Here is a 16,282-nt window from a genome sequence, read left to right as displayed (position 1 = left end):
TTAAGATTTAACACTTGATAAATCTTTTCGAGCTTTATTTACAATATTGTCCATGTTTTCACTAGAATCTCCCGGGACTTTACGAACATCGAATTTAACACCTAGTTTTTTAAGTCCGTCGAAAGCTTCAACATCTTCTTTACCCAAAGAAAGAACTTTATTTACAGCAACTTTGCCAACAGCGTGGGACATAGAACCGATATTCAATTCTTTAATATCAACGCCACCTTCGATTGTCTTTAAAGCGTCCTCTGGATTTTCAAAGAGAACCAATGCTTTTGTATTGCCAAAGCGTGGGTCTTTAGCCACTTCGATCATTTTTTTGATCGGAATAACATTTGTGTTAACTCCTGGAGGAGCGGCCTCAACGATCATACTCTTGCGTAAACGATCTTTTGCAACTGAATCAGAAACGACAAGAATCCGATTAGGATTTGTAGCTTTTGTCCAAGACATTGCTACCTGTCCATGTAGGAGTCGTGAATCCACTCGAGCCAAAACATATTTAATTTTGCCATCTCCAAGAACTGTTCCGGGTGCAATTGTGCCATGTGGTTGACCACTGGATTTAACAGTTGCCGTTGCCTTTTTTGGTTCCAACGATTCAGGCTTGATTCTAATACCATCTTTACCTGTTTCGATTATATGAGTGGCAATTTCCTGCGCCGAATCCATTGAAGATCGCGAACCATAAGCTTCAATGACCATTGGCAAATTCATGCCCGTGACAACAGCCCAACTATCTTCATGCCCATAAAGAAGCCCACTGGACTGATTGAAAGGTGTCCCACCCCATAAATCAATCAACAGCAAAACTTGCTTTTGATCATCAAAGGAATCAATGGCTTGTTTCAACTTGTTTAAAAAGTCCTCGGGACCTTCATTCGGCGACAAAGTAACTGTTTGAACATTTTGCTGTTTGCCAAAAATCATTTCAGCTGATTGGTAAATGCCTTCTGCAAAGTTGCCGTGACTTGCTAGAACAATGCCTACCATTTGTTTTATCTCCTATCTTGATAATAAATTGAAAACGAAAAATCGTCTCAAACGGATCAAATATAACAAAAATAAATTATCTAGTTTATCACCTCTTTTAAAGATCAATGCCTTTTACCCAGAAAAACTTCAAATAGTTAATTAATAATTGCATCAGAAGAAGCACAAAAGTTTTTAGGCACCACGATTAATCAATACTGCCAATTAACAGTATGTTTACATTATAATGCAAAGGCTTACATTTTTTCACACGAGCATATCAGGCTAAGATGATAAACAATTTACAGACAATAATTTTTCCGTGAAAGAAGAAAATATTATTGCCCGCTCAAAAAGATTCGATAATAAATGTTCTTCCTCCTTAATTTCCTTTTTTTCAAAGGTTTTTTGCTACAGAATCTATTCTAGTCTCTTTTAACTTTTTTGTAAACGCTTGCATTTAATAAACTCAGATTATTAGTTTTAAAACTGTTTTTTAAGATTAGAAATAGCTTTTCTTTCTCAACAACAACAAATATTTTCAAAAACATTTAAAAAAATTCCAAAAAAACTTTATTTAGCGAATGTTTTCCTATATGATCGATAATCAAGGGGATAGAGGAGATAGTGGTTAGACAGATTTTCAAGATTTTTATCTACATAATGGCAGCATTGTCGGTGCCCTTAGCCTTCCTTAATACTTCTAAACCACCATTACTTTATATTGATTGGTCAATCTGGCTAATTTTTGTTTTTGATTATTTTTACGAATTCAATCTTGCTGTAAATAAAAAAAGTTTTTTTCGCCACCACATCATTGAATTAATCTCGATTCTTCCTTTTGAGGCTTTTCCGGCAATTCGTATTTTAAGGTTAGTAAGAATCTTCGCTTTCTCCAGCCGCTTTCTGATTAAAACAAAAGAATTTTTGATTGAAACAAAAGTGTACATCGCTTTTATTATTACCGGCATAATCTTGATATTCTCTGGAATCATATTTTCCCTTGATGAACGAGACAGCTTTTTAGACGGTTTATTATGGGCTTTAGGCGTTGCCACGACCAGTGGATCGCCATATCAAGCTCATACTGAAATTTCAAAAATACTTAACATCATTCTGATGTTTACAGGAATCGGCTTAGTTGGATACTTTACCGGGGCTTTAGCCAGCTGGTTGACCAAAGAGAAGATATCGAATGAAGATTTGAATAAGAAACTTGATAGTGTCATAGAAGAGTTAAAAACAATCGAGATCAAGCAAAAGAAAAGTTCTAATTAGCTTGTTTGATTATAATTTTTATCAATTTAAAAACCGCTCAGTAGAGCGGTTTTTAATATCGGATCATATGAAAATTTAATTAAGCAAGAGCTCCCATTGGATCCCAAGGATCAAGAACCTTTGCCGTTTCTGCTTGAGCTTTTTGCAACTCTGCAGACAAATATTTTTTGTTGACAACTACTTGATAGGCATAAAGGCTCATCCAATCATCGGACATAACAAAGTAGCCATTCTTGCCGGCTTTTTCACCCCAGGAATTTTCAACCTTCCAGCGCAAAGGATTTCCATCTTCATCAAGATCAACACCGGTCAAAACCATCGCGTGAGTCATTAACGAGTCTGCATAATCGAGTTGCTCGGCTTTTGTCAAACTTAGATCGATCCCAAAAGCATCTTCTTGAGCAAAATTGTTAAGATCCATAATTCCCGATTCACGATCGACTTGTGGGCCCATGTCGACGCCAAACCAAACAGATTGGCCATCCTTCAACTGCGAAATTGCTAATTGCTTGAATTCGTCGAGTTCCACATTCAAATGTTTAACTTCTCTTCCACCAACAACGTTTCCCAAATTTTCGATTGTGTAAGTCTTGTGATATGGTTTGTCACTTGTTGGTGCATTAATAATCGAAACGTAATCTTCAAGATCTTCATCAACAAACTTTTTGAAAAATGATTTTGGTGTCAAATTTTTTTCCAAATGATACTTTTTATCTTCGTCGCGATACTCGAAATCAAAATGTGCTACATCGGCTGGATTGCCGAATACCAAACTCAGCATTCGATAATTATCAGCATTAAATTCTTTAATTTTTTCATCTATTTCAGCCTGATTGGATTTCTGGGCTGCTAAAGCACGCAACTCAACAGCGTCTTTGCGGAGTTTACGATTCAGCATCCGATTCAAAGCTGCCGAATGACTCGAATCGAAACTTTCCGGGAAAACGGCCTGTGGAACAAGACCATACTTTTCAATAATTGCGCAAATCATATCCCATTGGCCACCATCCTGTTGAGGAGTTTCCAATAGATAAGCGACTTTGCGATTATCGAGAGGTAAATCAGCGGTTTTAACGACATTATTGTAGAAATAATTTGCCTTCTCAAATTTATCCCAGAAGAAGGTATAACTTTGCGACAATTCGAATTTGCCGGAAATGTTAAACAAATCAGCAGTCCGATGACGCATTGTATTTAAAGCAGCAAACATCCAGCAACGTCCAGATGACATTTGATTAGCAACCTTACCGGTTTTGACCTCGACTGAGAAAACTGCTTGCGAATCAACAGCTGCCTTTGAATCAAGAGTCGCCTTATCTATTCCGTTGCTGGTGACTGCACGACGAATCGTGTCAGCGGCCGGAAAACTTTTAAGGCCTTGATTAAAATCTTTAATTTGTTCTAATGAAATTTCTGTCATTTATTTAACATCTCCCGAACTTTTTCGCTGCCTTTGGAATAATTGGCAACATCATCATTAATCATTTCTTCGAATTCATCGATTTTCATTTCTTTGGTTTGATCGCTTCCACGGAAACGAACAGTAACACTATTATCACGCAATTCCTGATCGCCAACAACCAAAATATACGGTGTCTTCAAATTTACCTGAGCATCGCGAATTAAATATCCGAGCTTTTCATCACGATTATCCAACTTAATTCGGCGACCGTCTTTCATCAATTTACTATATATATTCCGTGCATAATCGCCATGGGCACCATAATTAACCGGGATAACAACAGCCTGTACCGGAGCCAACCAAGTCGGGAACTGACCCTTGTATTTTTCAATCAAGAAAGCCACGAAGCGTTCCATTGTGCCGACCACGCCGCGGTGAATCAAAACCGGACGATGATCTTTGCCATCCTCGCCGGTGTATTTCATATCAAAGCGTTCCGGCAATAAGAAATCCAACTGGATCGTCGACATCGTCTCTTCGTTTCCAAGAGCTGTTTTGAACTGAATATCGAGCTTTGGTCCATAGAAAGCCGCCTCTCCTTCGGCTTCGAAATAATCGAGCCCCATATCATCCATGGCACGTTTCAAAGCAGCTTGAGCGTGTTCCCACATTGCATCGTCATCATAATATTTCTTTGTATTTTTCGGATCGCGATAAGAAAGACGAAAACGGTAATCCTGATCCGTAAAACCAAAATCATGATAAACATCACGAATCAACTGGAGAATTCCTTTGAATTCCGGTTCGACCTGTTCAGGGGCTACAACAGTATGACCATCGTTTAAGGTCATTTCGCGGACCCTGGAGAGGCCTGTCAAAGCTCCAGATTTCTCCCAACGATGCATTTGACCGAATTCAGCTATTCGATAAGGCAAATCACGGTAAGAACGCGGCTCATGTTCGAAAATTTCAATATGCGAAGGACAGTTCATCGGCCGAAGTTCCAACTGTTCGCCATCATCGGCCGTCATAGCTGGAAACATATCGTCGCGATAATGATCCCAGTGACCCGAGCGTTTATACAAATCAAGATTGGAAACAACCGGGGTATAAACATTCATATAACTGTTTTGGCGTTCCTTTTCAACCAGATAATCTTCAATTGTCCGCCGGATTGCTGCGCCATTCGGCAACCAAACCGGTAATCCGGCACCAATTTCCGGGTTCGTAAAGAAAAGCTCCATTTGTTTGCCAATCGTTCGATGATCGCGTTCTTTTCTTTCTTCAAGAGCTTTCTTTTGTGCTTCAAGATTCTCAGGATTCCATTCTGACAGGCCGTAAATTCTTTGCATCATTTGGTTATCGGACATACCACGCCAGTAAGCACCGGCAACAGAAGTCAGAGCAAAATGCTTGATCCAACCGGTCGAAGGTACTAAGCCACCACGATCAAGATCCGTATAATCGCCTTGTTTTACAATTGTTATTTCCTGGTCTGCTGGAAAATCATTAATTAGAGCAATTTTATAGGGATCTTCGGCAAAAATTTTCAGAGCTTCCTTACGGCTGACAATCTGATGCTGAATTGGGATATTTGCCTGAACCAATTTCTTCATTTCCGCTTCAATTTTCGGAAATTCATCGGCTGCGACCTGCTTTTCCGATTCATCAGAATCATCTGTATCATAGTAAAAACCGTTTGCAATCGCCACGCCTACGCCAAAATGAATCTTAGGATGTAAACGGCGCAAAGCCTGTGCTAAAAGATGAGTTGTCGAATGGCGCAGAACTTTCAGTGCCTCATCTTCTCCTTTGGTAACGAGCCTAAATTTGCCGCTAAAACGAATTCCTTCATTCATGCCGACAAAATGATCATCAATTTTAGCGACAACCGATTTCTTAGCCAAAGAAGGACTAATCGATTCAGCGATTTCTATTGGTTTCGTATTTTGTTCAACTTCTTTTTCCGTGTCGTCCGGCATTGTGATCTTTATTAAATCTGCCATAATTCCTCGAAAACAAAAACGCCCTTCGCTAAAACTAACGAGGGACGTTTTTACAACGTGGTACCACCCAACTTCACCATTAAAAGTAATGGCCTCTTTGGTATTCTGTTTATGATTTATTAGAGCTAGTCAGTTTCGCACTCATTTGTATCGGTTCTCACCAACCCGATTCTCTTTGACAAACTACTACGGCTTCTGGTCTCGATGTTTATAAGTATAACTCGAATCCAAGTCTTTGCAAAGCCAAAAAAACAGTCGGAAAGCACCAAGATCGATTTCAAGGAAAATAAAAAACCTACCGAATTTGGCAGGTCAGATATATACAAAGATTGTCTACTAGCAGTGAGCTATTATTTGAATTTCGCAACTCTTATGACCAGCAATGTATTATTTGGTCGAAAAACATATTTCGAAAAGAATCTATATAATTTCATGGTCACAAATTGCTACATCACTTCCTCATTACTGAAGCTGGTAACTCATTGCCTATTGATAATATAGCATAATTTGAAAGCGCTTGCAAAAAAATTTTCGACTAAAATAGAGTCTGTGAAAGTCGATATAATTTACGCCACAATTACAGGAAACAACGAACTGCTTGCCAATGCAGTCGCAAATGAATTCAAAAAAAGAGGTCAAACACCGGAAATTCACGAATTCGACGACACTGATATTTTCGATTTGGAGGATTCGGATATTATTGTGCTGGTCTGCTATACCTATGACAACGGATCCATTCCTGACGAATCTTTGGATTTCTTTGATGATATGCAGGAAATCGATTGGACAGACAAAATTTGTGCAATTCTTGGTTCCGGAGATAAATTTTACGGCAAGGATTACTGCAAAGCCGTTGATACCTTTGCCGAACAAATTAAAAAAACCGGTGCTAATTTAGCAACCAGCCCAGTTAAAATTCAACTCGCGCCCGATGAATCGGATGCCCCGGCAATCAAAAAATGTGTTAGCGAGCTACTTGCCGCCAGCAACTAACTGAGTTCGACGATTGTTGCTCCATCCCCGGCTCCATTGGGATTGGCGAATTGATAATGTTTGATGCGTCGATCGGAACGAAGCATCTGTGTAACGCCTTTGCGAAGAGCTCCCGTGCCTTTTCCATGAATGATTTCGATTGTATCGATATTATTCAGCATAGCTTGATCGATATAACGATCCAAATCGATCATCGCTTGTTCGTAACGTTCTCCGCGCAAATCTATATGACCAGAAATATTCTTTGAAGCTGTTTTAAAGACCCTGGTATTTTTAACGCGATGAACCGGTTCGTTAATTTTCTTTTCCTGATCGGTCGATAACTTTTCCAGATCGTTTTCATCAACGTTCATCTTCAAAATACCAAGTTGGACCTGCCACTCATGATTGGAAATTTTATCTATAATAGTTCCGCTTTGATGATAGGAACTAACCATCACCTCTTCACCAACTCTAAATTGCTTGGCTGATTTGGCTCTTTTTAGAACGCGATTCTTTTCAAGAGAAGTATCCTGATGGAGATCGTCGATTTGGTCGGCAATTTTTTTCAGTTGTTGCTCGTTTTTGCCAGTGGAAGAACCTGCCTTTAATCGTTCGCGACGAATTTGATCCAAAAGCTGCTTCGATTCCTGACGAACAGAAGAAACGATATGGTTGGCCTTGTTCTTGGCATCCATTATCTCCTTGGCTTTATTTTGCTCGAATTCGTTTAGCTGCTGATTAAGCTGCTTTCTTTCTTGCTCTGCTCTTGAAAGCTGATTCCTGAGTTCATTTTCTTCCTTGGACAAATCTCGTCTTTGAGCAACAAGACCCTTAATCAAATTATTCAGTTCTTGATTTTGAGGATCGACATAGGATTCGGCCAAACGTAAAATATCTTCATTGAAGCCCAATCGCCGCGAAATAGCAATCGCATTCGATTGCCCTGGGACACCAAGCAAAAGACGATAGGTTGGACTAAAAGTTCGCGGATCGAATTCCATGCTGGCGTTGATTGCAAAATCCTTCTGATCGGCAAAAACTTTCAATTCCGGATAGTGAGTCGTTATTAAATTAAGAATTGTTCGTTTAGAGAGGCTCTCGACAATTGCCATCGCTAAAGCCGCTCCCTCGCCGGGATCAGTTCCAGCTCCCAATTCATCTAGAAGAACCAGTGAATTTCGGTCAGCTTGTTGCAAAATATTTTTAATATTTTCCATATGCGATGAAAAAGTTGAAAGCGACTGTTCAAGACTCTGTTCATCGCCAATGTCTGCAAAAATATTGTTAAAAACATAAATCGAAGAATCACTGCCGGCAGTGATAAAAATCCCGGTCTGAGCCATTAAGAGCTCTAATCCAAGAGTTTTAATAAGAACTGTTTTACCGCCCGTATTAGGACCGGTAATAATTAAAGAGATATGATCTCTGCCCAATTGAATATCGTTGGCGACAGAATCGCTGGCCAACAGGGGATGACGGGCATTTTTTAAATCAATCACTTTCTCGTCATTTAAATGTGGTTTAATCGCATTCATCGAATTTGCAAGTTTTGCCTTGGCCTGAATCAGATCCAATTCACCGATCAGATCATCGTTCAACTTTAATTGTTCATAAAATGGAAACAATTGTTGAGAAATATCAATCAAAATCGAATTGATTTCTCGAATCTGTGCCATTTCCAGCTCGTGAAGGTGATTATTTAGATCAACTGTCGCTTGCGGTTCAATGTATAAAGTAAGTCCGGATTGGCTTTGGTCATGAACAACCCCACCAAAATGTTTACGATTTTCCGATTTTACCGGTAGAACCAAAATTCCATCACGGGTTGAAATAATCGGTTCGGACAAATATTTTGCATCATGACCCTTTGTCATCTTGACAAGTAAAGTACGAACGTTATTTTGTGTCGTCGAAATATTTTTTCTAATATGAGCCAATTCTTCCGAAGCTGTATCAAGAACCGTTCCCTGATCATCAACCGTAAGGGCAAGACGTTTTGCCAGGACCGAGAAATCGGTTAATCTATTAATAATAAAAAGAATTTGTCGGAGATTTTCAGACCAAATTTCATCCTTGATCGTCGCAATAAAATCGCTAATCTCCTGGCCTGATTGAAGGGAAGATTTAAGATCAGCCAGCTCGCTCGTGCCTAAAACGGCTTTCAATTTTAATCTCTTGAAAATTTCCGTAAGGTCGTTGGTTTTCCTGATCGGCAGGCCACCACGCCGACGGTCGATTAACAAGGCATCGCTTGTTTGATCCAATAAAATAGCGACATCTTCTTTATTATCAGCTGGTATTAAACTATTTAATTTTTCTTTCCCTTTAGCAGTCACTAAAAAAGAATCAAGTCGATTCTTAATTTCGTCGAACTCTAAAGTTTCTAGAATTTTTGTATTCATTTATGCCTTTTATTTCGCTTTTTTTTAGCTTTTTTAATCTTCTTAAAGGCTCTTTTCATGGCAAAATCTGCAACTTTGCCACCCAGGCCGCCTTTTCCGGATCCGCCAAGTCCAGGAAAGCCACCAGCATTGAGATCGCCAAGCTGCGATGGATCGACCCCCATCGCACTGGGATCCATTCCGCCGAGCATATCTTCCATGCCAGCCGGCAAGCCACCCTTGCCGTTGGTAAATTTATACATCATCTGACGCATTTGCTTAAATTGTTTAATCAACCTGTTCACATCGACAACCGGGCGACCAGAGCCAGCCGCAATTCGACGACGACGAGCAGGAGTCAACAACTCCGGATCAACACGCTCACCTGGAGTCATTGAATAGACAATTGCTTCCATATGGCTGAAATCTTTCGGACCGATTTGAGCTTGTGCCATAGCAGGATTATTCGCCATGCCGGGAATCATCTTCAGCATATCTTCCATCGGACCCATATTTTGGATCTGCTTAAGCTGTTCAAGAAAATCGTTGAAATCAAAAGTATTTTCCTGGAGTTTCTGCAACTGCTCCGAAGCTTGTTTTTCGTCAAAATCCTTTTGTGTTTTTTCAATCAGTGAAAGAACATCACCCATTCCAAGAATCCGGCTTGCCATACGATCCGGATAAAAGACATCAAGGTCGGTTACTTTCTCGCCTTCACCAACAAATTTAATTGGCTTGCCGGTAACCTCACGAATCGATAGAGCTGCACCGCCACGTGTATCACCATCAAGTTTTGTCAAAACAACTCCGGTAATTCCCAAAGCATCATTGAATCCACGAGCCGTCTCAGTAGCGTTTTGACCGGTCATTGCATCAACAGTTAAAAGAATCTCATCAGGCTCGGCCATCTTTTCAATGTCTTTTAGTTCCTGCATCAAAACCTGATCGATTTGTAAACGACCGGCGGTATCAATAAAAACGTAGTCATTTTTATTTTCACGAGCCTGCTTCAAACCGTCTTCAACAATTTTACGAGGATTCTCGCCGACGCCTTCATCAAAAACAGGAATCGAAAGCTGATCGCCAAGACTTTTTAATTGTTCAATCGCGGCCGGACGGTAAACATCGGCAGCAATCAAAAGCGGACGAGCATGATTTTCGTCTTTTAAACGATTAGCTAGTTTAGCAACAGTCGTGGTTTTACCAGCACCTTGCAGACCAGCCATCATGATAACCGTTGGAATTTTCGATGATTTATTCAACGGAACGGCCTTTTCGCCCATCATCGCGGTTAACTGGTCGTTAACGATTTTAACAACTTGTTCGGAAGGGTTCAAACCTTCAAGAACTTTAGCTCCAAGAGCTTTATCTCTGACCTGCTTGATGAAATTTCTGGCCGTTTTTAAATTAACATCGGCCTCAAGCAAAGCCAAGCGAATTTCTCGCAAGGTCTCATCGAGATCGGTTTCGGAAACTTTGCCCTTTCCGGACAAAGTCTTCATTGCTGTTTGGATTCTGGATGTAAGATTTTCAAATGCCATTATTTTTCTTCCAAATCAATTAATTTATGTAACAATTTTCGATCAAATTTAATTTCTAACTGATCTTCAATTTTTCTTCGTTCAAGATAATTTTCTCTTAAATGCAGTTTAGATTCAAACTCATTAAGACTGTCTAAAGCATGTCTGATCCGATCAGAAACCGCCTGACGGCTAATACCTTCGTTTTCGGCAATTTCAGACACCCCAAGGTCGTCAACAAGAAGAGCTTGCAAATCATTTTGTTGTTTTTTTGATATAAGTGGGCCGTAAAAAGCGAATAGTTCCGTTGATAATTGTTTTTCAGCTAATTCCAATTAAATCAAATCCTTGAATAATCCATAGACAAATTCGTCAGCATTAAAAGGCTCCAAGTCGTCGACTTTTTCGCCCAAGCCAACCCATTTAACCGGTAAATGAAGTTCTTGTCTTATTGCTAAAACAATTCCACCTTTTGCGGTACCGTCCAATTTGGTTAAAACCAATCCGGTAACGTCGGTCGAATCTTTAAATAGGCGGGCCTGCTGCAAGGCATTCTGACCGGTTGTCGCATCCAAAACCAGAAGGACTTCTTGTGGAGCATTCGGTAATTGACGAGTGATGATTTTCTTCATTTTTTCCAACTCGCGCATCAAGTTATCATTGTTTTGCAAGCGTCCGGCAGTATCGACAAACAAAATATCATAGTGACCATCAATCGATTTTTTTACCCCGTCGAAAACAACCGAGGCAGGATCGGATTTCTCTTTTCCAGTCACGACATCAACCTGATCGCGGTGGGCCCATTCGACTAATTGTTCGGTTGCTCCGGCCCGAAAAGTATCGGCGGCCGCCAACAAAACCTTTTTGCCCTGTTTTTTATAAAAACTGGCCATTTTGCCGATTGTGGTTGTTTTACCAACCCCATTAACACCAACAAAAAGAAAAACGGATGGTTGGCCTGCTTCGGCGAACAGCATTTCATTGTTTTCACCATTGCCGGCCTGATCATAAACGTTGACTAATTTTTCAATGATCGTATTTTGAACATCTTTTTTGCTGCTTGCATTTTTAAGCCGAACCTCATCCTGCAATTCGTTTGAAATCTTTAAAGCCATTTCGAAACCGACATCGGCGGCAATCAAAGTTTCTTCGAGTTCTTCAAAAAAATCCTCATCGACAGCCCGAAAATTGGCCATCAGCATTTTAAATTTTTCAGAGAAACTGGAACGGGTCTTCGTCAATCCCTCTTCATAAGAATTCGCTTCAAGATCTTCTTTATATTGGACCTGCTCTTCGGATTCCGAAACCTTTTTCTTGTTGGCAGAAGGTTTCTTTGTTTCTTCCAGCGACAATTTATTTTCAGGCTGGTCCTCTTCGCTGTCTAAAGGTAAAGGCGCAAAAGTATCCTTAACTCGATTGAAAAAGGATTTCTTTTCATTTTCTTCATCCTTTTTTCGTCCGCGCAAACGATCAAATAAACTCATTTCACATCCTCCAAGGCGGTACCGGCTTTCTCCAAATCAACCGAAACCATTGTTGAAACACCAGGCTCCTGCATCGTGACTCCATATAGAACATTAGCATAGCGCATCGTTCCTTTGCGATGAGTAATTACGATAAATTGTGTATTCTCGCCAAAATCGCGAAGGAAACGGCCAAAATTATCAACATTCGATTCATCAAGAGCAGCTTCGGTTTCATCCAGAATCGCAAAGGGAACCGGATGAACCAATAAAATCGCCAATAATAAAGCAATCGCTGTTAAAGCTTTTTCTCCGCCTGACAACAGTGACAAACGTTGAAGTTTTTTTCCAGGCGGCTGAACACGAATTTCAATTCCGCTTGTTAATAAATCTTTTGGATCTGTTAGCTCAAGGCTAGCCTGGCCACCGGCAAAAAGTTCGGAAAAAGTTCTTTTAAATTGTTCGGCAACCGCATCAAAAGTCTTCTTAAAACGCGTAACGACTTCATGATCCATTTCCTGCATGGCAACTTTTAGATTTTCTGAAGCAGTGATTAAGTCATCACGCTGACCGGTTAGAAAATCATAACGCTCTTTGACTCTTTTTAATTCGTCGATTGCTGCCAAGTTAACAGCGTTATGTTTTGCCAACTCGCTCTTTAAAGCATTTAAGCGACTGAAAATACTTTGGAAATCTTCTTTTTCCAATAAATCAAGTTTGGAAATATCCGGTTCTCCAATATCCTTTAAATCCTGTAAATTTTCATCCAGACGGCTTTTAACAGTTGCTAATTTTGTATCAAAACGATTTTTGCGATCCAACAATTGGCGCAGCTCCAATTGGAGTTGGTTAATCTCTACTTTTAAGCTGTTTTCTTCTTGATTCAATTTCTGTTTTTTTTCAACAAATTGGTCGCGATTTAGATTAACCGACTTTAAATTATCAGAGATTTGTTCGGCATTTCCTGTGTTCTTTAAAGTATTATCAAGAACTTCCAGTTGATTGTTTAACAAATCGATTTGTTTTTGATTATCGGATAGCTCATTACCGAGACGATTTTTTTGATCAGATAATTCTCCGGCTTGCTTGGAATCAGCTTGGATTTGAACTTTTATTGCCGCCAAATTTTCCCGTGAAGTTAACAAACGGCTGTTTTGTTGCTTCGCCGAAGAACGTGCATCAAGCAGACTAACTTCCAAAGTATTAATTTCGCTGGAAAGCTGATCATTCTTTTCCTGCAGTGATTCAACTTGGGCAGCTAACTTTTCTCTTGTTTTTGGAATAGAAGAAAATTCATCTTCCAGTTGGTTAATTTCAAGTTGATTGGATTGAAATTGTTTTTCTGCCTGGTTTAAAGCATCTTCGGCAATTTTTTTGCCGCCGACTTGAAGCTGCAACGATTCCTTTTTAGCAACAATCGAGTTTCTTAATTCAATAAACTTGTTTTCATCAACAGCAATCTCTTTTTGAGAATCATCGATAAGTTGATTAACCTTCTGTCCCTCTTTTTTTAAATCGTCAAGTTGTTTGTTTAACTGATCCAATTCGGCCCTTTTCGAAAGCAGGCCACTTTGATGGCGATTGGCTCCTCCGGTAATCGAACCACCAGCATTCACGATATGGCCATCAATAGTCACTACCCGATAACGCTGATTTAATAACTTTGAAATTCTAAAGGCAGCATTCAAATTAGCAGCTATCAAAGTTGTACCAAGCAGATTTTCAATAATATTGGAATATTTTTTTTCGCTTCTAATTAAGGCGGCGCCAATTCCAATAAAATCTTTTTCCTGATCAAGTTGAGACCTAATATTAGCCGGTAGATAGCGCGCCTTAATCACTTCGATCGGCAAAAAAGTTACTCGACCAAGCCGCCGGGAGGTCAAAAATTCAATCGCCTTTTTGGCCGTTGACTGACTATCGACAACAATATTCTGCAGTCCGGCTCCCAGAGCCGTTTCGATTGCAAGAGCGTATTGGGCGTCGACTTTAATTAATTCGGCAACTGTTCCAAAAAGGCCGGGAAAGCTCTGACGATTGGCCAATAAATTTCTGACCCCAACAAATAAATCCAAATTAGCATTTGCATTTTGTAATGATTCGGACCTGATTCGAATCTGATTGTAACTAGCAAGCAAATCGCTGTGTTGCTTCTCCAAAGCGGAGAGTTCGGCTTTTTTTTGATTTAACTGCTTGGAAAAATGTGCTGATTGTTCCTCAAGATCTTTGCTGTCCTTTGAAGCAGATTCGGAATTTTCGATTTTATTCAAAGCGGCTCGCTTTTCAGAAAGTTTTTCCTTCAACTGCTGGGAAAGAGTCGACAAACTTTTTTTTCGGGCATCGTAACGCAATTTTTCTTTGTCCAGATTAATTAATTGATTGGAAAGAGAAGCAGCATCCTGCATTGATTGAACATAATTATTTCGTAAATTTGCCAACTTATCCTGTTCACTGAGTTGACCGCTTTTTGCTAATTTGTCAGTGATTTCTTTAACCTGTTGCTCGGCTTTTTCTTGGGATTTTTTCTCCTCTTCGATTTGTTGCTTTAAACGATTGGTCTTATCAGCTAGTTCCTGTAATTGCTGTTTTAATTTCGTCTGTTCACTATTTAAAAGATCGCGATTATGTTCTAGCGAATCGCGCTTTTGTTTCTGTAAATTATTTTCTCCCAAAGCATGCTCATATTTTTGCGTTAACTCCTCAACCAAATGGTTTAAGTTGTTTAACTTGCTTTCAAGTTCGTTTGACTGGCTGTCGATTAGGTCTTCTTTGGAAGTTTTATCACCTAATTTTTTTTCAACCTGCTCGATTTTTTTGGTCAAAGCAGTTATTTCGCTTTGCGTAGTCAACTCTTTTGCAGACAAATCTTTTTTAACGCGGGCGATTTTAACAAGTTTCAACCGATCGAATTGTTTACGCAAAGATAAAAATTCTTCAGCTTCGTCGGCCTGCTTTTCAAGGGGTTGCAAACGATCGGAAATTTCTTTGATAATATCAAGTAAACGATCCAAATTTTCCTGAGTCTGAAGTAATTGATTTTGACTTTTGTTTTTATTTTGTTTGTATTTAAAAACACCGGCAACATCCTCGATAATTGCTCGGCGATCTTCGGCTTTAGCGTTAAAAATAGCTTCAACTTTGCCCTGATTAATAATCGAAAAAGATTCACGACCCAATCCAGTATCGACAAAAAGATCGGTAATATCTTTTAAACGGGACTTAACTCCATTGATTAGATATTCAGCATCCCCATTGCGATACAAACGGCGGGAAATTTGTACTTCGTCAAAAGCTGAATGCAGGTAGTGGTCAGAATTATCAATTGTCATCGAAACCGAAGCCCGGCCTAAGGCTGGTCGTTTTTTTGAGCCGCCAAAAATAACATCAGCCATTGTATTGCCACGCAAACCCTTAGCCGATTGTTCACCCATTACCCAACGAATCGCCTCAATAATATTTGATTTTCCAGAACCGTTTGGTCCAACGATTCCAGTCATGCCAGGCATAAAATCAATGACTGTCTTATCAGCAAAGGACTTAAAACCATTAATTTCCAATGACTTTAATTTCATCTGGGCGTCACATCCTGATAGGCTTTTTTAGCAGCCCGCTTTTCGGCGATTTTTATTGAGCGTCCGGAACCGGAACCAATTGCTTTATCGTTTACGAAGACAGTTACTTCAAAATGCGGTTTTTGGGGGTCGGAAAGATCTTCATTTTCAACTTTATATTCAATATCAACCGAGCCGGCCTTTTGAAGCAATTCCTGTAATTTGGATTTGTAATCAATAAATTCTTCAAAAAAACCTTCATCGATCGCTGGAAAAAAGGCCTTATTTAAAAAAGTAAAAACCGCTTTAGCGCCTTGATCCTTATATAAAGCACCGATAAATGCTTCCCAAATATCTTCCAAGAGACTATCGCGATTACGAGCTCCGGAAAGTTCCTCACCTTTTCCCAAACGAATATAACGGTTAAAACCGGCCAATCTGGCAAAATGAGAGAAAGACTTGCTTTGTACCATCGCAATTCGCATTTCTGTCAACTGGCCTTCTTCCCAAGCAGGATAGCGAGTAAATAAATAGTCGGCCACAATCAATTGCATAACAGAATCGCCTAAAAACTCCAGTCGCTGATAGTCGCGACCCTTTTCTTCAGGATGTTCATTTAAATAATTGCCCTGAGTAAAAGCCTCAAGCAATAAATCCTGATTAGCAAATTCAATTCCAAAATCTTCTTTTATACCTTTTTGAATATTATTCATTAACCCTTCAATTATATC

At 39.6% G+C, this 16,282-nt stretch carries 11 protein-coding genes; 2 read left to right on the top strand and 9 right to left on the bottom strand.

All coding sequences use genetic code 11. From position 1 onward, the window contains the following. A complete protein-coding gene (locus J3U91_RS02025) occupies positions 1-996 on the bottom strand; it encodes a PTS sugar transporter subunit IIB (RefSeq protein ID WP_002818278.1) in 996 nt (331 codons plus the stop codon). 642 nt (positions 997-1,638) lie between these two features. Between J3U91_RS02025 and J3U91_RS02020 the strand changes: the two genes are divergently transcribed. Further along, complete coding sequence (locus J3U91_RS02020; protein ID WP_002818273.1) at positions 1,639-2,253, top strand: ion channel; 615 nt, start codon at positions 1,639-1,641, stop codon at positions 2,251-2,253. A gap of 79 nt (positions 2,254-2,332) precedes the next feature. On the opposite strand, the gene J3U91_RS02015 is transcribed toward J3U91_RS02020, so the two are convergent. Next, the gene (locus tag J3U91_RS02015; RefSeq protein ID WP_002816527.1) at positions 2,333-3,673 is read right to left on the bottom strand and encodes a C1 family peptidase; all 1,341 of its coding nucleotides are present in this window, start codon (positions 3,671-3,673) and stop codon (positions 2,333-2,335) included. Then, positions 3,670-5,661, bottom strand: coding sequence for a threonine--tRNA ligase (thrS, locus tag J3U91_RS02010; protein ID WP_002818272.1), 1,992 nt, complete (start codon positions 5,659-5,661; stop codon positions 3,670-3,672). The genes J3U91_RS02015 and thrS overlap by 4 nt, the downstream gene beginning before the upstream one ends. Positions 5,662-6,168: 507 nt before the next feature. On the opposite strand from thrS, the gene J3U91_RS02005 reads away from it, so the two are divergent. Then, positions 6,169-6,654, top strand: a complete 486-nt coding sequence (locus J3U91_RS02005; protein WP_002818271.1) for a flavodoxin domain-containing protein — start codon at positions 6,169-6,171, stop codon at positions 6,652-6,654. Here J3U91_RS02005 and J3U91_RS02000 read toward each other — a convergent pair. From J3U91_RS02000 to rnc, 6 genes are read right to left on the bottom strand one after another with little or no spacing between them, the layout of a single operon-like run. After that, positions 6,651-9,038: an endonuclease MutS2 gene (locus J3U91_RS02000; RefSeq protein WP_002818269.1), complete on the bottom strand. Its 2,388-nt coding sequence runs from the start codon at positions 9,036-9,038 to the stop codon at positions 6,651-6,653. The two genes, J3U91_RS02005 and J3U91_RS02000, sit on opposite strands and share 4 nt — an antisense overlap. Beyond that, positions 9,035-10,558 carry a signal recognition particle protein gene (ffh, locus tag J3U91_RS01995; RefSeq protein WP_002818267.1) on the bottom strand — a complete coding sequence of 508 codons (1,524 nt, stop codon included), beginning with the start codon at positions 10,556-10,558 and terminating at the stop codon, positions 9,035-9,037. The genes J3U91_RS02000 and ffh overlap by 4 nt, the downstream gene beginning before the upstream one ends. Further along, positions 10,558-10,872: a hypothetical protein gene (locus J3U91_RS01990; RefSeq protein ID WP_002817812.1), complete on the bottom strand. Its 315-nt coding sequence runs from the start codon at positions 10,870-10,872 to the stop codon at positions 10,558-10,560. The genes ffh and J3U91_RS01990 overlap by 1 nt, the downstream gene beginning before the upstream one ends. Next, positions 10,873-12,021 carry a signal recognition particle-docking protein FtsY gene (gene ftsY / locus J3U91_RS01985; RefSeq protein WP_002820259.1) on the bottom strand — a complete coding sequence of 383 codons (1,149 nt, stop codon included), beginning with the start codon at positions 12,019-12,021 and terminating at the stop codon, positions 10,873-10,875. It lies immediately after the preceding gene. Next, a complete protein-coding gene (gene smc / locus J3U91_RS01980) occupies positions 12,018-15,572 on the bottom strand; it encodes a chromosome segregation protein SMC (RefSeq protein WP_002818251.1) in 3,555 nt (1,184 codons plus the stop codon). The genes ftsY and smc overlap by 4 nt, the downstream gene beginning before the upstream one ends. Further along, positions 15,569-16,264 (bottom strand): ribonuclease III, encoded by a 696-nt coding sequence (gene rnc / locus J3U91_RS01975; protein ID WP_002818249.1) that lies wholly within the window; start codon positions 16,262-16,264, stop codon positions 15,569-15,571. Before rnc ends, smc begins: the two co-directional genes overlap by 4 nt. Between the last annotated feature and the right edge of the window lie 18 nt (positions 16,265-16,282).

The organism is Oenococcus oeni (assembly GCF_020510245.1).
Lineage (GTDB): Bacteria > Bacillota > Bacilli > Lactobacillales > Lactobacillaceae > Oenococcus > Oenococcus oeni.
The sequence above is the reverse complement of the archived record's forward strand: the minus strand, read 5'-3'. Positions and strand labels throughout refer to the sequence as shown.